Below are 17,032 nucleotides of genomic sequence, written 5' to 3' on the forward strand. Positions count from 1 at the left end.
CGGACTCCCCGCGGCTGCCCGCCGTCGAGCTGCCGCGGTCCGCGATCACGGTCCGGGAACAGGTCTCGGTCTGGCCCGTCGAAAGCAACTGGCGGGACGGGGCTGACCAGTGAACCGCGGGGCTGACCAGTGAATGAAGGTACCACCACATCAATCCGTAGCCACAGGAGGTAGAAACATGCTCAGCCGTATCGCTGAATCGCTGTTCTGGATCGGCCGCTATGTGGAGCGGGCCGACGGAACGGCCAGAATCCTGGACGTACACCTCGAACGCCTCAATGGCCTGGGCGAAGACGAGCAGAACCGCGTCTCGAGGAACCTTCTGGCCCTGATGGGCTCTGACCCCGGGACGGAGGCCGTGACGCTGGATCGGCTCCTCAAATGCCTGGCCCATGACAAGGCGAACCCCACGTCCATCGCGGGATCGCTCTCCGCGGCCCGGGAGAACGCGAGGCGCGCCAGGGAAACGGTGTCGTCAAGCCTCTGGGAAGGGCTGAACACCACCCACAACGGACTCAAGAAACAACGCAAGGACCTGGTGGGAACATACCGCTTCTGCCATTGGGTGCTTGAACGCACCGCCATGGTCTCCGGCTCTGCCGACTCGACCGTCAGCCACGATGACAGTTGGCTCTTCATGGTGTTGGGGCGTTCCCTGGAACGCGCCGATATGACGGCGCGCATGCTCTCCACAAGGGACTTGCTCTCCGGCAGCCTCTCATGGGTGAACATGCTCCATTGTGCCGGGGCCTACGAATCATTCCTGCGGAACCGGGGTGGATCCTCGGGAGACCAGGACGCTGCCGAATTCCTTCTCCTGGACAGGCTTTTCCCCCGCTCCATCGTGTACGCGCTGCGGGACGCCGAAGAGTGCCTTTCCAAGCTGGACCCCTCCGCGCAACGGGTGGGTTTCATCGACGACGCCCGGCGGGTGGTGGGGCAGGCCCGCACCTTCCTGGAGTTCCATCGCACGGACAATCTCCTTGAGGAACTGCCCGAGCATATGGACCGCGTGCAGAGGGCGGTCAGTCAAGCCTCCGAGGCCGTCTCCCGCAAATACTTCAACCAGGCCTCTGAACTCGAATGGATAGGGGAAGTCTCATGACCCGGCTCAGCATCGTGCACACCACGGCATACAAATACAAGAAGAGCGTGACCCGGTCCTACAACGAAGCGAGGTTGACGCCGCTCAGCGATGCCCAGCAGGTGGTGCTGGAATCCAGGCTGAAAGTGTCGCCATCGCAGGCCGCCGTCGGGAGCTATCGGGACTACTGGGGTTCCCGGGTGAGCACGTTCGACATGCAGCACCGGCATGGCGAGATGAAAGTGACTGCTGTGTCCACCGTCGAGGTGGACCGCGGCGCCGGGCCGCCGTCGTCGTCGGGACTTGGCTGGGACGAGATCAGATCCAGCACCACCACCGACGCCTTCAGCGAGTGGCTTGCGCCTTCTCAGCTCACGGCGATCGGCAAGGAGATCCGCAAGGCGGTGGCTGGTGTGGCGGCGGGCCTGGAACCGGCGGAAGCGGCCCCCGCCGTCATGGAATGGATGCGGGCCAACCTGGAGTATGTCAAGGGAGTCACCAGCGTCACCACCAATGCCGAGCAGGTCTGGCAACAGCGCAAGGGGGTTTGCCAAGACCTGGCCCACCTCGGGATTGCGGCTTTGCGCAGCCTGGGCATTCCGGCGCGGTACGTGTCGGGCTACATCCACCCGGTCCCCGATGCGGCTGTGGGGGAGACCGTTGCGGGACAGTCCCACGCGTGGCTCGAGTGGTGGGACGGCGAATGGCGCAGCTGGGATCCCACCAACCACAAGCCTGCAGGCAACCTCCACGTGACGGTGGCTCGCGGCCGGGACTACCGTGACGTTGCGCCGGTTCGGGGGATTCTTTCCGGCGGCGGCGGATCGGTCTTGAGCGTGCAGGTCCAGATCACCAGGCTCACCTGAGCGGGGCGCCAGCTGTCGAACGGGCCCGACGGCGACTCCCGCCGTCGGGCGCTTCTTCTTTCGGCAGGCGCGCCTCACCGTGAAAGCGCCCAAGGAATTCCCCGGACCGCCCCGTGGTTGACGCGGGCATGAAACGAATCGGCTTTCTTTCCTTCGGCCATTGGGGACCCGTCCAAGGCTCGCGCACTCCTTCGGCCGGCGACGCCTTGCTCCAAGGGATCGACCTTGCGGTTGCGGCGGAGGAACTCGGCATCAACGGGGCCTTCTTCCGGGTGCACCACTTTGCGCGCCAGCAAGCCTCGCCGTTCCCCTTGCTGGCGGCCATCGCGGCCCGGACCAGCCGGATCGAAATGGGCACGGGCGTGATCGACATGCGCTACGAAAACCCGCTCTACATGGCAGAAGAAGCAGCAGCGACTGACCTCATCAGCCAAGGCAGGCTCCAGTTGGGCGTCAGCCGTGGTTCACCCGAGCCGGCCCTGCACGGCTCGCGATACTTCGGCTACGCACCCGCCGAGGGCGAGGACGACGCCGCGATGGCCCGACGCCACACTGCCGTCTTCCGGCATGCCATCGCAGGCCATGGAGTGGCCGAAGCCGATCCCTCCTTCATGGGCGGCGGCCGCGGCCTCCTGCCGATCCAGCCGTCGTCGCCCGGGCTGCCACGGCGCATCTGGTGGGGCGCAGGCACCCGCAAGACCGCCGTCTGGGCCGCGGAACAAGGCATGAACCTCATGAGCTCCACCCTCCTCACCGAGGACACAGGGGTTCCCTTCGACCAGCTCCAGGCCGAACAGATCAGCATGTTCCGGGAGGCTTGGGCGGCAGCCGGACACGGTTTCGAGCCCCGTGTTTCGGTCAGCCGCAGCATCATTCCCGTGGTGGACGACGAGGACGAACACTATTTCGGGCTCCGCGCGCAGGTGGAAAACCGGGACCAGGTGGGCATGCTCGACGGTGCCCTGTCACGTTTCGGCAAGAGCTACGTCGGCGCGCCCGATGACTTGGCCGAGGACCTCGCGCAGGACGCCGCGGTCCAGGCCGCGGACACGGTGCTGATTACCGTGCCCAACCAACTCGGGGTGGAATACAACGCCAAGCTGCTGGGCAACATCGCCAAATACGTGGCTCCAGCGATCGGCTGGGAGGCGCCCGCCGAGCAAGCGTAATGTGACGCCGGGTTACCTAGCGTGAACTGGTGTTTCCGGACCTTTGAAGCATGTTACGGCCCGGCCCTACAGTTTTTTCATGGCAATACAGGACATCTACCCCACAGCCCTGCGGCTGCTCGGCCGCCCGGTGCTGGTGGTGGGCGGCGGATCAGTGGCTGCCCGACGCGCCAAGGGACTGCTCGACGCCGGCGCCCGGGTGACCGTGGTTGCCCCCGTTGCCTCTGACGCGCTCCGCGAACTCGCCGCCTCCGGCCTGCTCACGTGGGAGCCGCGCACTTACCTTTCCTCCGACGTCGACGGCGTCTGGTTCGTCCAGACGGCCACTGGCGTTGCCGCTGTGGACGCCCAGGTAGCCGCCGACGCCGAGGCGCAGCGCGTCTGGTGCGTCAACGCCTCGGACCACGAATCCTCGGCAGCCTGGACGCCCGCCGTCGCCGTAGTCGACGACGTGAAGATCGCCATCAACGCCGGGGGAGACCCACGCCGTGCCATGGCCTTGCGCGACGCAGTTGCCACCGCACTTGAGACGGGAGACCTCCCGCTGCGCCGTCGTCGTGCCTCCACCGGAAGCGTAGCCCTCGTGGGTGGCGGCCCTGGTGACTCCGGACTCATCACCGTCCGCGGCCGTCGCCTCCTGGGCCAGGCCGACGTCGTCGTCGCGGACCGCCTCGGACCGCGCGGCTTGCTGCAGGAACTCGCTCCGGACGTCCGCGTGATCGAGGTCGGAAAGACCCCCGGCCACCACCCCGTTCCGCAACTGGAGATCAACCGGATCCTCGTGGAGGAAGCCCTGGCCGGCCACCGTGTGGTCCGGCTCAAAGGCGGCGACCCCTACGTCCTGGGCCGCGGCGGCGAGGAAGCCGAATTCTGCCGGCAGAACGGCGTCGAGGTAGAAGTGGTTCCCGGTGTGACCTCGGCGATTTCCGTACCGGCGGCAGCAGGCATTCCCGTGACGCACCGCGGACTCGCGAAGGGCTTCAGCGTGGTGACAGGCCACGAGGAACTGTCCGAAGTCCCGGCCCGGCCCGACCACACCGTGATCCTGCTCATGGGAGTTGCCAAACTTCGCGAATCCGCCGCTGCCCTCGCGGAATCCGGAATGCCCTTGGACACGCCAGTAGGTATCGTAGAGAACGGCTACATGCCCGAACAGCGCGTCACGATCGGCACTCTGGCGACGATTGCCGATCAAGCCGAGGCCGCCGGCGTCGCAAACCCCGCAGTCATTGTGATCGGCGATGTGGTGCGTGTCAGCCCGTTTGCCCCCGAACATTTCAAGACCGCTGACTACAGCACCCTGAGCCCCAACAAGCCCCGCGTCGTTACCCCCTAGCCCCTCACCCAACTAGCTCGCAGTTGTTGTCGTTATGAGCCCTCAAAACGACAACGAATGCGAGCTAGTTGGGAAGCACACTGAAAAGGAACACAGCCGTGTCATCTAGCACCACCGTAGGAACCGCCGCACGTCCGCTGCGCGTCGCCGTCGTCGGCTCCGGCCCGGCCGGCGTCTACGCAGCTGACATCCTGACCAAGAGCGAGGCCGTCAAGAGCGGCGAGCTGACGGTCAGCATCGACCTCTTCGACCGCTACCCGGCCCCCTACGGCCTGATCCGCTATGGCGTTGCCCCGGACCACCCCCGCATCAAGGGCATCGTGAACGCCCTGCACAAGGTCCTGGACCGCGGCGACATCCGCTTCTTCGGCAACGTCGACTACGGCACGGACATCTCCATCGAAGACCTGCGCACGCACTACGACGCCGTCATCTTCGCCACCGGCGCCATCAAGGACGCGGACCTGAACATCCCCGGCATCGAACTGGAGGGCTCCTTCGGCGGCGCCGACTTCGTCTCGTGGTACGACGGCCACCCCGACGTTTCCCGCGAGTGGCCGTTGGAAGCCACCTCCGTGGCGGTCCTCGGCAACGGCAATGTGGCACTGGACGTTGCCCGCGTCCTCTCCAAGCACGCCGACGACCTCCTGGTGACCGAAATCCCGGACAACGTCTACGCCGGCCTCAAGGCTTCCCCGGTTACCGATGTTCACGTCTTCGGCCGCCGCGGTCCGGCGCAGGTGAAGTTCACCCCGCTGGAACTCCGCGAGCTGTCCCACTCCAAGGACGTGGACATCATCCTCTACGCCGAGGACTTCGAGTTCGACGAAGAGTCGGACCGCCAGATCCAGACGAACAATCAGACCAAGACCATGGTGGGCACCCTCACCAACTGGATCGCCGAGCAGCCGGAGGACCTCTCCGAGCTCAAGGCCTCCCGCCGCCTGCACCTGCACTTCCTGCACAGCCCGGTGGAGATCGTCGACTCGGCAGAGAACCCGGGCAAGGTTGCCGCGATCAAGTTCGAGCGCACCGAACTGGACGGCACGGGCAACGCACGCGGTACCGGCGAGATCGTCGACTACCCTGTCCAGGCCGTATACCGCGCCATCGGCTACTTCGGCTCCGCCCTGCCGGATGTCGAGTTCGATCACCGGCGCGGGGTCGTCCAGAACGACGGCGGCCGCGTGCTGGACGCTTCCGGCGAGCACGTTCCGGGCCTGTACGCAACGGGTTGGATCAAGCGGGGCCCCATCGGCCTCATCGGCCACACCAAGGGTGACGCACTGGAGACGGTCACGTACCTCCTGGAAGACCGCGAAAACCTGCCGCTCGCCGCCGTTCCCGAGGCGGACGCCGTCGTCGAACTCCTGGACGCCCGCGGCGTGAAGTTCACCAGCTGGGAAGGCTGGCTCGCCCTGGACGCCCACGAGCTCGCCTTGGGTGCCGCCGCTTCCGACGCCGGCACATCGCACGGCGTCGAGGTCCAGCGCGAACGCATCAAGGTTGTGCCGCGTGAGGACATGGTGGACATCTCCCGCGACGGCGTAGCCGCACAGGTCTAGTTCTACAACGGGGGGTCACTTAGCGCCCATCCGGAGCATCGGAATGGGCGCTAAGTGACCCCGCGTTGCGCGTTTTCGGGGCTAAACTCTCCGCATGGACGTCGTGGTCATTGAAACCACCCCGCTGGGGGACCGCAGCTACCTCGTTCATGACGGCACGGTGGCGCTCGTGATCGACCCCCAGCGTGACACCGACCGCGTCGAAACAGCAGCTCGTGCTGCGGAAGTGGCCATCACGCACGTCGCAGAGACCCACCTCCACAACGACTACCTCACGGGTGGCCTCATCCTCGCCCGTGACCACGACGCCCGCTACTTGGTGAATGCCGCGGACAACGTGGCGTTTGAGCGTGAGCCGATTGTTCCGGGGCAGGCGTTCGAGGTAGGCCGGCTTTCAGTCAAACCGGTGGCCACTCCGGGCCATACGCACACGCACCTGGCCTATGTCGTTTCGGACCCCGACCCCGGGGCGGGCGTCCGGCAAGCGGTGTTCTCCGGTGGCAGCCTGCTCTACGGTTCGGTGGGCCGGACGGATTTGATTGGCCCGGACGATACTGCTGGACTGGCTCGTGACCAATACGCCTCGGTTCGGAGGCTCGTAGCTGAGTCAGCACCGGACGCGATCCTGTATCCCACCCATGGCTTCGGTTCGTTCTGCTCCATCGGTCCCGCGAGCAGGATCCCCGCATCGACGATCGGGGAGCAGGCCGCCACCAATCATGCGCTCACCGACCCGGACGAAGACCACTTTGTCAGGCACCTCCTGGCGAATATCACGGCCTACCCGAGCTACTACGCCCACATGAGTCCGCTCAACGCCCTGGGCCCGGGGCCCGCGTTGCTGGAAGTCCCGGAATCGGTGGAATCCGCTGAGCTGGAGCGCAGGCTCGAGGCCGGGGAATGGGTGGTGGACCTGCGCAACCGGGTCGCATTCGCTGCGAGCCACCTGCGCGGCAGTGTGGCCTTTGAATACGGGTCGGGATCGAGCTTCACGAGCTACCTTGGTTGGGTCCTGCCATGGAACCAGCCGCTGACCCTGCTCGGCGCCCATGACGACGTCGAAAAGGCCATTCGCGACCTCGCGAGGATCGGGATCGACTCCCCGGATACCGCCGTCGGCGAGGATCCCGGGGCTCTGGCACCAGGCGCATCCGTGGTGCAGTATCCGATCAGCGGCTGGGCGGGGCTGGTGCGGGACCGGGCCCCGGGTGAAACGGTCCTGGACGTACGCCGAACCGAAGAATTTGGCGCCTCCCATGTGTCCGGGGCAGTGAATGTTCCGCTGCACGAGCTTCTGCTCCGGCTGGACGAGTTGCCGATGGCGAGGATCTGGGTGCATTGCACTTCCGGCTACCGGGCCAGCGTCGCCGCAAGCCTGCTTCATCGTGGAGGCCGCGACGTGGTGCTTATCGACGCACTATTCCGCGAGGCGGCTAATGCCGGCGTCGAGCTGACAAGCTCCGCTCCGGCCTAAACTGCGGCAGACGCTCGCTCACCTATGGGTTGTTTCCGGCGGACGGTCGCTCACCTATGGGGCGTTTCCGTCGGACGGTCGCTCACATGATGTGAGCGGGCGTCGGGGAAAGCCGGTCAGATGTGAGCGAGCGTCGGTCAAAACCGCGATAGATGTGAGCGAGCGTCGGGGGAAAGCCGGTCGGATGTGAGCGAGCGTCAGTTGTTGAGCCATTCCGCGGCGAAGTCCAGGTTGCGGTACACGCTCGCGACGGCGGCGGCCTCGTCGCGTGCCTCGATGGCGTCGGCGAGCTCGTCGTGGCCCTCGTGGGGGATGCCGTTGAAGCCGGCCTTGCGTTGTTGGCGCAGGAGATCGTCGTGGAAGACCCCGCCGAAAGACACATACAACTGGTGCAGCAACGGGTTGCCCGAAGCCAGGGCCACTCGCTCGTGGAAATCCCAGTCCGCTCGGGCCCAGGCGGGGTAGTCGGCCGCGAGCCAGGCGTCGTGGCGTACTTGGAGAAGGGCCCGCATCGCGGCGATGTCCTCGGCGGTGGCATGCTTCGTTGCCAGTCGGGCGGCTTGGGTGTCGAGCCCCACCCGGACCTCGACTACATGCTCCTGCGTATGTTCCTTGTACATTCGTTGGGCCGCGCCGGAGATCTCGCTCGTGGCCCGGACATAGGTGCCGTCACCGCGGCGAACCTCCAACATGCCACTGTGCGCCAAAGCTTTGATGGCTTCGCGGAGCGTCCCTCGCGAGACTCCGAGCGAGGCCATGAGCTCCGGCTCGGCCGGAATCTTCTCCTGAAGCGGCCACTCTCCGGACTGGATCATGCCGCGCAGCTGGCGGGTGACCTCATCGGCCAGGACGGGACGGTGCGAGGGGACCAGGCTCATGCCACGGGCCTTGGTCCGGCCTTGATCGGCGTCCGCTTGCTGGTCAACTGGTGGCAGGTGACCATGAGGGCCAGGGCAACCGCGGCAAGGAGCGCCAAGGGGAGCGTCCAAGCACCGGTGGCACTATGGAGCAGGCCCATGCCGAACGGACCCAACGCCGCAATCAAGTACCCCACGGACTGGGCGACGGTGGACATGGCGGTGGTCTCCGCCGTCGTACGCCCGCTGCGGCTGATGATCACCAGGACCAGGGGGAAGATGCCCAGCCCGAAACCGAACATCACGGCGGGAACCGCCGCTAGCGACGTCGGCAGCAACAGCATCGCCGGGATTGCCAGAAGGGTGGTTCCGCTTCCCAGGTACAGGGCGGGCCGCATCATGCCGGGCCGCGAGCCGATGACCAGGAGGATCATGCCCGCTGCCACCGAAACCAGCTGCATGAGCCCGAACTGGAGGCCGCTCTCCGAGGCGCTCAGTCCTTGGCTTGTCAGGATGTATGCGAACCAGCTCATCACGGCATACGCCAGGAGGGCCTGCAACGTGAAGATGGAAGTGATGAGGAATCCCAGCCGGGTGCGCAGGAGGGGCCACATGGACACGTGCTCCTGGCCGGCTTTGCGTGAACGGCGATGGGTGTGGAGGACCATCGGGAGAAAGCCGAGAAGTGCTGCGACTCCGAGGATGCCCCACGCGGCCAGGCCCATCGACGGTGAGCCCAGTTGCTGGGCCAAGGGCACGCTGACTGCCGCGGCGAAGGTGGCACCGCCGGACATCGTGAAGGTGTAGAGGCCGGTCATCATGGATGTCTTGCTCGCATAGTGCTCCCGGATGTACGACGGCATGGCCACGTTGCACACCGCGAGGCCGGACATCGCCAGCACTGTTCCGGCGAGGAGGGCGCCGGTCGCGGGGACGCTGCGCACCAGGAGACCGGCAGCCAGCATGGCCAGCGCGACGAAGATCGACTTCTCCACGCCGATCCGGCGCGACAGCCACGAGGTGCCCAATCCTGCGACGGCGAAGCACAGCAAGGGGATGGACGGAAGAATCGACGCGACGAGCGCCCCGTAGCCGAGGAATGCCTGCAAATCGTGGAACAGTGCCGCCGCGCTGGTGATGCCGGCGCGCAGGTTCAGGCCGATCAGGATGACGGCGATGATCCCGACGACGGCGACCACCCGGGATTTCGGCGCCACCGTACCGCCGCTGGTGGGCACAGTTGTTGCTTCCGTTGCGTGGGGAGTCGGGTGAGTCGAGGCCATGCTTAAAGGTTAGACGTTTGACGTTTGCTGCGCGAACTTTTGTGGTGAATCTCTCCACGCTGCGCAGGAGCCCAACTGACTCGCACTTAATGTCGTTTTCAGCCCCGAAAACGACAACAAATGCGAGCTAGTTGGGCCGGCGGCGAAGAATCCTCAGCGCGGGTTGCGCGCTCCCAGTCGCTGCACGGCCAGAGCCAGCCACAGCTGCACCCGGTCCGGCGTCTGGGCGGGGTCGTAGCCGGTGAGGTCGGTGATTTGGGCCAAGCGGTAGCGCACGGTGTTGCGGTGCAAGGTCAGGGCTTCGGCGACGGCGGCCACAGAACCGTTGTGGTTGAGGTAGCTTTCCAGGGTCGAAACGAGCTCGGAACCGTGGGTGGCGTCGAACTTGCGCAGGGGAGTGAGGGCCTCGCTGGCCATGTCGGCCAACGGCACATCCTCGCTTGCCAGCAACAGCGACGTCAGGCTGAGCCGCTCAGGTTCGTTGACCGGCAGGCCGTGCGCCACGGCGTCGCGCGCTTCGAAGTAGCTCCAGCGCACGCCGTTCGGCTTGGTGTACGCGCCGCCGATCCCGATCACCGCATGGATCCCCGCTTCCAAAAGGTGGTCGCTGAGGTCCTTGGCGAGCGCGCTCGCGGAACTGCCGTCGTCGGGCACTACCGTCACCAGGTCCTTCCCGACGACGGCGGTCACCCCGCCGTCGAGCGACTGCGGTAGCGATGTGCTGCTGAGTTGTTTGTGGTGGGCGGCAGAGACCACCAGAAGCACCACGTTCTTGCGCGTGCTGTTGATTCCGACGCCGGCCAGGCGGCGGGCGCCCTCCACGCTGTCCAGGGTTCCGTGGATGACATCGTCCAGCACCTGGCCCGCCAACGCCCGCTGGCTCTGGCGCTGCTTGACCATGTTGTTGAGTTCCACGCTGATCAGGTTCTGGGCGTAACTGACAATTCCGGTGTCGCCGAAGGGTTGCTTGATCCAGAGGGTGCACGCGTCGCGGCGGCCTGTCGGGATGGGGAAGGACGCCCAGTCGTCAGCCGTCGGCGCGGGGCTGCCGGCCACACTGTTGTAGAGCTGGGCGCTGAACTGCGTGAGCGCGATGTCGGACCGGAGCATGCTGCCCAACTGTTTGAGCAATTCGCCAAGCCCGCCGCCGGTCAGCAGGGCCCGGGCCAGGATCTGGTGGCCGGCGATGAGGCGCTCCAGCTTGGAGTAGTGGTCTGCTGATTGGGAGTCGGCCACGAGTTTGCCGATGGCGATGAAGGGGGTCTCGTAGGGGACTTCCACGAGGGGAAGGCCCCAGCGGTTCGCCTCCGCGATGAGGGCCGGGGGCACGGACTCGTGGGTCAGTCCGGTGCCGAAGCCGATGCCAACGGCTCCCGCGCGCTGGACCTGGCGCACGAAGCGGCGTTGTTCAGCTGCCCCGTTGAGCCTGAGCCCGGTGGTCAGGATCAACTCGCCGCCATTGAGGAAGCGTTGGGGATCCTCCTGCTCGGTCACGGCCACCCAGCGGATATCTTCGTTCCAGGTGGTTTCCGCGAGGCCGGCTTTGCGGAGCCGAAGGGAGGGGACGGCGACGAGCGCGGCGAGTGACATTGCCATGCCAAAAAGGATATCCCCGCACTGGTCATTCGCACTAAGTCGGGGTGGTCGGGGTGTGCACCTGACTATTCCGCGTCGCGGGGTGCTGGCATAGGCTCGGAGCAGCTGCAACCAATGCCTAGACACCGAAAGAGGTTGTACACCGTGGTCCAAACCTTGCAGAACTTCATCAACGGCGAGTTCGTCACGCCGGCAGGCACCGAACTGCTCGACATCGTGAACCCCACCAACGGGGAGATTGTGGCCCATGCGCCCATCTCCACGGCGGCCGACGTCGATGCTGCCATGAACGCGGCGAAGGAAGCCTTCAAGTCTTGGAAGCATGTCACGCCGGGCCAGCGCCAGCTCATGCTGCTCAAGCTCGCAGATGCCATCGAGGCCAACAGCGACGAGCTCGTTGAGGCGCAGCACCGCAACACCGGCCAGGTCCGCGCCCTCATCGCGTCCGAGGAAGTTGCCGCTGGCGCAGACCAGCTTCGCTTCTTCGCGGGCGCGGCGCGCATCATGGAAGGCAAGTCCGCCGGCGAGTACTTCGAGGGCCACACCTCGTACGTCCGCCGCGAACCGATCGGCGTCGTGGCCCAGGTTGCACCGTGGAACTACCCGTTCCTCATGGGCATCTGGAAGATCGGGCCCGCCCTCGCCGCAGGCAACACCGTTGTCCTTAAGCCCTCCGACACCACTCCGGAATCCACCTTGGTCCTGGCACGTCTTGCGGGGGAGATCTTCCCGGCCGGCGTCCTCAACGTGGTCCTTGGCAACGGGGCCACAGGCTCCATGATGGTCGAGCACAAGGTCCCGGGCCTCGTCTCGATCACCGGTTCCGTCCGTGCCGGCATCGCAGTGGCGAGCGGAGCGGCCAAGGGCCTCAAACGTGCCCACCTGGAGCTCGGCGGCAAGGCCCCGGCGATCGTCTTCAAGGATGCCGACATCAAGAAGAGCGCAGCGGCCATCGCCGAATTCGCCTTCTTCAACGCCGGCCAGGACTGCACGGCCATCACCCGCGTACTGATCGAGGACTCCATCCACGACGACATGGTTGCCGCGATGGTGGAGCACACCAAGACGCTGCACACCGGTTCGCAGAACGACGACGAGAACTACTTCGGCCCGCTCAACAACGTGAACCACTTCAACGCCGTGAACTCGGTGGTCGAGCACCTGCCGGCCAACTGCAAGATCGAAACCGGCGGCCACCGTGCGGGTGACAAGGGCTTCTTCTTCGAGCCCACCATCATCACCGGCGCCAAGCAGACTGACGACGTCGTGCAGAAGGAAACCTTCGGCCCTGTCATCACCGTCCAGAAGTTCACCACCGAGGCCGAGGCACTCGAGCTGGCCAACGACGTCGAATACGCCCTGGCCTCCAGCGTCTGGACCACGGACCACGGCACCGCGATGCGGATGAGCCGCGACCTGGACTTCGGCGCGGTCTGGATCAACACCCACATCCTGCTGACCGCTGAAATGCCGCACGGCGGCTTCAAGCAGTCCGGTTACGGCAAGGACCTGTCCATGTACGGCGTCGAGGACTACACGCGTATCAAGCACGTGATGAGTGCGCTGGACTCCTAATCCCCACCGGCACCCTAACCTCGCTCCGCTTCGGCCAGGGAACCCTGCCGGCGTGGCCCCTTAGCCGGCACACGGCACGCAAGCATAAGAAAGAAAGAACCATCATGACCGCAACAGCACATGAAATCACCTACCGCCTGGACCAGAAGCGCAGCATCAACGGCGCCTTCCCCGGTCCCAAGTCCCAGGCCCTGAACGAACGCCGCGCGGCCGTCGTCGCCGCCGGTGTGTCCTCGGGCGTGCCGGTTTACGTTGAGGACGCCGACGGCGGCATCATCCGCGACGTCGACGGCAACTCCTTCATCGACCTCGGCTCCGGCATCGCCGTCACGAGCGTTGGTGCCTCGGACCCCGCCGTCGTCGCCGCTGTCCAGGACGCCGCAGCGCACTTCACCCACACCTGCTTCATGGTCACCCCGTACGAGGGCTACGTCGCCGTCGCCGAGCAGCTGAACCGCCTCACGCCGGGCGACCACGAGAAGCGCACCGTGCTCTTCAACTCCGGCGCCGAAGCAGTGGAGAACGCCGTCAAGGTGGCTCGCCTGGTGACCGGCCGCGATGCCGTCGTCGCTTTCGACCACGCCTACCACGGCCGCACCAACCTGACCATGGCACTCACGGCCAAGGCCATGCCGTACAAGACCAACTTCGGCCCGTTCGCGCCCGAGGTCTACCGCATGCCGATGAGCTACCCGTTCCGCGAGGAAAACCCGGAGATCACCGGTGCCGAGGCCGCCAAGCGCGCCATCACCATGATCGAGAAGCAGATCGGCGGCGACCAGGTTGCCGCGATCATCATCGAGCCGATCCAGGGCGAGGGCGGCTTCATTGTCCCGGCCGAAGGCTTCCTGCCGGCACTGTCCGCATGGGCCAAGGAAAAAGGCATCGTCTTCATTGCCGACGAGGTCCAGTCCGGTTTCTGCCGCACGGGTGAATGGTTCGCCGTCAACCACGAAGGTGTTGTCCCGGACATCATCACCATGGCGAAGGGCATCGCCGGCGGCCTCCCGCTGTCCGCGATCACCGGCCGCGCGGACCTGCTCGACGCCGTCCACCCGGGCGGCCTGGGCGGCACCTACGGTGGCAACCCGGTTGCTTGTGCCGCAGCCCTTGCTGCGATCGGCACCATGGAGCAGCACGACCTCAACGCCCGCGCCCGCCATATCGAGGAAGTCGCACTTGGCCGCTTGCGTGAGCTCGCGGCTGATCCTTCTGCAGGCGGGGTCATCGGCGACGTCCGTGGACGCGGTGCCATGCTCGCGATCGAACTGGTCCAGGCCGGCTCCAAGGAACCGAACGCGGAACTGACCAAGGCCGTTGCGGCCGCGTGCCTCCAGGAAGGCGTGATCATCCTGACCTGCGGTACCTACGGCAACGTGATCCGTCTGCTGCCGCCCCTGGTCATCAGCGACGAACTGCTCCTGGACGGCCTCGAGGTCCTGGCAGCGGCCATCAAGGCCAACGCTTAGCCACAACCTTCAGGTGGACAAGCCCACCTCTACGCACCAAGGATGGACATAGTGTGACTATGTCCATCCTTGGCGTTTAGCGGGGGGCATGTCCCCTCGTGGGGGAGGGGACGTTGTTTAGGCCGCGCTGAGCCGTGCGCTTTTCCTGATGACCGAGTTCTTGCGTGCCGTGCGCAGCATGTCGAGGGTCAGGAGCAGCAGCGCCAGCCACACGATGCCGAAGCCCACCCAGCGGTCCGGCGTCATGGCCTCGTGGAAGACGGCAAGGGCCACGATGAACTGGAGGACCGGCGCGAAATACTGCAGCAGGCCGATGGTGGTCATGGGCAGTCGGCGCGCGGAGGCACCGAAGAACAGGAGCGGCACGGCCGTGATGATGCCTGAAGCCGCCAGCAGCCAGAAGTGGCCCGGGCCGTTGCTTCCCAAAGTTCCGGCTCCCGTGAGGCCGAGGACAATCATGGTGGCGCCGGCGATCGGAGCGAGGACCACGGTCTCCACCGTGAGGCTCGTGATGGCGTTGACCTTCGGCCCGACGCGCTTCTTCACGAAACCGTAGAGTCCAAAGCTGAACGCCAGGACGAGGGCGATCCACGGCAGCTTGCCATAGGAGACCGTCAGGACCCCGACGGCGATGAAGCCGATCCCGACGGCGGCCCACTGGAGCGGGCGGAGCTTTTCCTTCAGGACGAACACCCCAAGGAGCACCGACACGAGCGGGTTGATGAAGTAGCCGAGCGAGGCTTCGACCGCGTGTCCGGTGGTAACGCCGAAAGTGTAGGTCAGCCAGTTGATGGCGATCAGCCCGGCAGCTATGGCGAGCGGGCCGAGGACCGCCCGGTCCCTGAAGGCGTTGCCGAGGAGCCGCCATGCCCGGGTGATGGTAATGAGCAGGGCGCAGAAAATGAGGGACCACACCACCCGGTTGGCAACGATTTCCACCGCTCCTGCGGGGTGCAGCACCAGGAAGTAGAGCGGAAGCAGCCCCCACAAGCCGTACGCTCCGATACCGAAGACGACGCCCGCCGTCGTCTCCTTCTTTGCTTTGGCGGCAGCGGCGGAGGCTGCAGTTGAAGCGGCGGTGGCGGACGGGGCGGGCGCGGTTTGCTCGGGCGTAGACACAAAGTCAAGAACATCACATATTGCGAGGGTATTCCTGACCGTACGGCCGGAAAGTTATTGTGAGTTTCCTCGCCCAGTTGTGTCACCTCCCGCCACGTACTGACACTCCGGCCACAACTGAGAACTAGAATTGGAAACTGCGCGCCCCACCACGCGGGGCGGATTCCCGTCTCAGAAGGGTTCACGGTGTCCAACTCGGCCGAAACCACCTCAAAACGTCCATTGCGCGTCGCCATTGTCGGCGCAGGACCGGCCGGCGTGTACGCCGCGGATATCCTGACCAAATCGAACGAGGTCAAGGATGGCGACGTCGAGGTCAGCATCGACCTTTTCGAGGCATACCCCGCGCCGTACGGCCTGATCCGCTATGGCGTGGCCCCGGACCACCCCCGCATCAAGGGCATCGTCAACGCGCTTCACAAGGTCCTGGACCGCGGAGACATCCGCTTCCTCGGCAACGTGACGTATGGCCGCGACCTCACCCTGCACGACTTCCGCTCCTTCTACGACGCGGTGATCTTCTCCACGGGGGCCATCAAGGACGCGGACCTGAACATCCCGGGAATCGAACTCGAAGGCTCCTTCGGCGGCGCCGACTTCGTCTCCTGGTACGACGGCCACCCCGACGTGCCCCGCGAATGGCCGCTGGATGCCAAGGAAGTAGCAGTCATCGGCAACGGCAACGTCGCGCTGGACGTGGCCCGCATGCTCTCCAAGCACGCCGACGACCTTCTGGTGACCGAAATCCCGGACAACGTCTATGCCGCCCTCAAGGCCTCCCCGGTCACGGATGTGCACGTTTTCGGCCGCCGCGGTCCGGCGCAAATCAAGTTCACTCCGCTGGAACTGCGCGAGCTCTCGCACTCCAACGACGTGGACATTGTGCTGTACCCGGAAGATTTCGAGTTTGACGAAGCCTCAGACGAAGCCATCCGCAGCAACAACCAGATCAAGACCATGGTCAACACGCTGACCAACTGGCTCGTCGAGGAACATGCGGAAGCTGAGCAGCCCTCGTCCCGCCGCTTGCACCTGCACTTCCTGCACAGCCCGGTGGAGATCATTTCGGAAGACGGTTCCGGGAAAGTCTCCAGCATCAAGTTCGAGCGCATGAAACTGGACGGCACGGGCAACGTCAAGGGCACCGGCGAGTTCGTGGACTATCCGATCCAGGCCGTCTACCGCGCCATCGGCTACCACGGTTCGCCGCTGGACGAGCTTGAGTACGACGCCCGCCGCGGTGTCATCCCGAACGACGGCGGACGGGTGCTGGACGCCGACGGCAAGCCGGTACCCGGCATCTACGCCACGGGCTGGATCAAGCGCGGACCCGTCGGCCTGATCGGGCACACCAAGGGTGACGCGCTGGAGACCATCGGCTGCCTCCTGGAGGACCGCCTTACCCTGCCCCCGGCCGAAAACCCGGACCCGCAGGCCATCATCAACCTCCTGGAAGAGCGGGGCATCGAGTACACCACCTGGGAAGGCTGGAACAAGCTCGATGCGCACGAACTAGCCCTCGGCGCCGAATGGACCGCCGAAAACCCGGAGGCCGGCGTCGTACGCGAACGCATCAAGGTGGTTCCGCGCGAGGACATGATTGAGGTCTCCCGCGGCTAGCGGCACGTGACGCCCGGTC

At 65.6% G+C, this 17,032-nt stretch carries 13 protein-coding genes; 9 read left to right on the forward strand and 4 right to left on the reverse strand.

Annotation, left to right across the window (positions count from 1 at the left end; all coding sequences use genetic code 11):
• Positions 1 to 178: 178 nt before the first annotated feature.
• The 6 genes from QRN52_RS13515 to QRN52_RS13540 all read left to right on the forward strand — a co-directional run bounded on the left by QRN52_RS13515 (position 179) and on the right by QRN52_RS13540 (position 7,494).
• Positions 179 to 1,105 carry an alpha-E domain-containing protein gene (locus tag QRN52_RS13515; RefSeq protein WP_284753277.1) on the forward strand — a complete coding sequence of 309 codons (927 nt, stop codon included), beginning with the start codon at positions 179 to 181 and terminating at the stop codon, positions 1,103 to 1,105.
• Entirely contained in the window at positions 1,102 to 1,950 is an 849-nt protein-coding gene (locus QRN52_RS13520) for a transglutaminase family protein (protein ID WP_284753279.1), read from the forward strand. Before QRN52_RS13515 ends, QRN52_RS13520 begins: the two co-directional genes overlap by 4 nt.
• Positions 1,951 to 2,078: 128 nt before the next feature.
• A complete protein-coding gene (locus tag QRN52_RS13525) occupies positions 2,079 to 3,119 on the forward strand; it encodes an LLM class flavin-dependent oxidoreductase (protein ID WP_284753280.1) in 1,041 nt (346 codons plus the stop codon).
• A 79-nt stretch (positions 3,120 to 3,198) separates the two neighbouring features.
• The gene (gene cobA, locus QRN52_RS13530) at positions 3,199 to 4,455 is read left to right on the forward strand and encodes a uroporphyrinogen-III C-methyltransferase (protein WP_284753282.1); all 1,257 of its coding nucleotides are present in this window, start codon (positions 3,199 to 3,201) and stop codon (positions 4,453 to 4,455) included.
• A gap of 98 nt (positions 4,456 to 4,553) precedes the next feature.
• Complete coding sequence (locus QRN52_RS13535) at positions 4,554 to 6,020, forward strand: FAD-dependent oxidoreductase (RefSeq protein WP_284753284.1); 1,467 nt, start codon at positions 4,554 to 4,556, stop codon at positions 6,018 to 6,020.
• Between the two features lie 94 nt (positions 6,021 to 6,114).
• Positions 6,115 to 7,494 (forward strand): MBL fold metallo-hydrolase, encoded by a 1,380-nt coding sequence (locus QRN52_RS13540; RefSeq protein ID WP_284753285.1) that lies wholly within the window; start codon positions 6,115 to 6,117, stop codon positions 7,492 to 7,494.
• A 197-nt stretch (positions 7,495 to 7,691) separates the two neighbouring features.
• On the opposite strand, the gene QRN52_RS13545 is transcribed toward QRN52_RS13540, so the two are convergent.
• The 3 genes from QRN52_RS13545 to QRN52_RS13555 form a co-directional block, all read right to left on the reverse strand.
• Positions 7,692 to 8,372 (reverse strand): FadR/GntR family transcriptional regulator, encoded by a 681-nt coding sequence (locus QRN52_RS13545; RefSeq protein ID WP_284753287.1) that lies wholly within the window; start codon positions 8,370 to 8,372, stop codon positions 7,692 to 7,694.
• Positions 8,369 to 9,634 carry an MFS transporter gene (locus QRN52_RS13550; RefSeq protein WP_284753288.1) on the reverse strand — a complete coding sequence of 422 codons (1,266 nt, stop codon included), beginning with the start codon at positions 9,632 to 9,634 and terminating at the stop codon, positions 8,369 to 8,371. Before QRN52_RS13550 ends, QRN52_RS13545 begins: the two co-directional genes overlap by 4 nt.
• Before the next feature lie 153 nt (positions 9,635 to 9,787).
• Positions 9,788 to 11,230 (reverse strand): PucR family transcriptional regulator, encoded by a 1,443-nt coding sequence (locus QRN52_RS13555; protein WP_284753289.1) that lies wholly within the window; start codon positions 11,228 to 11,230, stop codon positions 9,788 to 9,790.
• 144 nt (positions 11,231 to 11,374) lie between these two features.
• Here QRN52_RS13555 and QRN52_RS13560 point away from each other — a divergent pair, with 144 nt between their 5' ends.
• A complete protein-coding gene (locus tag QRN52_RS13560; RefSeq protein ID WP_284753291.1) occupies positions 11,375 to 12,805 on the forward strand; it encodes a gamma-aminobutyraldehyde dehydrogenase in 1,431 nt (476 codons plus the stop codon).
• Between the two features lie 104 nt (positions 12,806 to 12,909).
• Positions 12,910 to 14,274: a 4-aminobutyrate--2-oxoglutarate transaminase gene (gene gabT / locus QRN52_RS13565; RefSeq protein ID WP_284753293.1), complete on the forward strand. Its 1,365-nt coding sequence runs from the start codon at positions 12,910 to 12,912 to the stop codon at positions 14,272 to 14,274.
• A 117-nt stretch (positions 14,275 to 14,391) separates the two neighbouring features.
• Here gabT and rarD read toward each other — a convergent pair whose 3' ends face one another.
• Positions 14,392 to 15,393, reverse strand: a complete 1,002-nt coding sequence (gene rarD / locus QRN52_RS13570; RefSeq protein ID WP_284753294.1) for an EamA family transporter RarD — start codon at positions 15,391 to 15,393, stop codon at positions 14,392 to 14,394.
• Positions 15,394 to 15,579: 186 nt separating this feature from the next.
• Here rarD and QRN52_RS13575 point away from each other — a divergent pair, with 186 nt between their 5' ends.
• Positions 15,580 to 17,013, forward strand: a complete 1,434-nt coding sequence (locus tag QRN52_RS13575) for an FAD-dependent oxidoreductase (RefSeq protein ID WP_284753295.1) — start codon at positions 15,580 to 15,582, stop codon at positions 17,011 to 17,013.
• Positions 17,014 to 17,032 lie beyond the last annotated feature (19 nt).

Source organism: Arthrobacter sp. efr-133-R2A-120 (assembly GCF_030209835.1).
Lineage (GTDB): Bacteria > Actinomycetota > Actinomycetes > Actinomycetales > Micrococcaceae > Arthrobacter.

What these genes read in the sequence shown, in the direction of transcription:
- QRN52_RS13555 (WP_284753289.1), bottom strand. Translation starts at nt 11,230, where the DNA reads ATGGCAATGTCACTCGCCGCGCTCGTCGCCGTCCCCTCCCTTCGGCTC.
- QRN52_RS13540 (WP_284753285.1), top strand. Translation starts at nt 6,115, where the DNA reads ATGGACGTCGTGGTCATTGAAACCACCCCGCTGGGGGACCGCAGCTAC.
- gabT (WP_284753293.1), top strand. Translation starts at nt 12,910, where the DNA reads ATGACCGCAACAGCACATGAAATCACCTACCGCCTGGACCAGAAGCGC.
- QRN52_RS13550 (WP_284753288.1), bottom strand. Translation starts at nt 9,634, where the DNA reads ATGGCCTCGACTCACCCGACTCCCCACGCAACGGAAGCAACAACTGTG.
- QRN52_RS13515 (WP_284753277.1), top strand. Translation starts at nt 179, where the DNA reads ATGCTCAGCCGTATCGCTGAATCGCTGTTCTGGATCGGCCGCTATGTG.
- QRN52_RS13520 (WP_284753279.1), top strand. Translation starts at nt 1,102, where the DNA reads ATGACCCGGCTCAGCATCGTGCACACCACGGCATACAAATACAAGAAG.
- QRN52_RS13545 (WP_284753287.1), bottom strand. Translation starts at nt 8,372, where the DNA reads ATGAGCCTGGTCCCCTCGCACCGTCCCGTCCTGGCCGATGAGGTCACC.
- cobA (WP_284753282.1), top strand. Translation starts at nt 3,199, where the DNA reads ATGGCAATACAGGACATCTACCCCACAGCCCTGCGGCTGCTCGGCCGC.
- QRN52_RS13525 (WP_284753280.1), top strand. Translation starts at nt 2,079, where the DNA reads ATGAAACGAATCGGCTTTCTTTCCTTCGGCCATTGGGGACCCGTCCAA.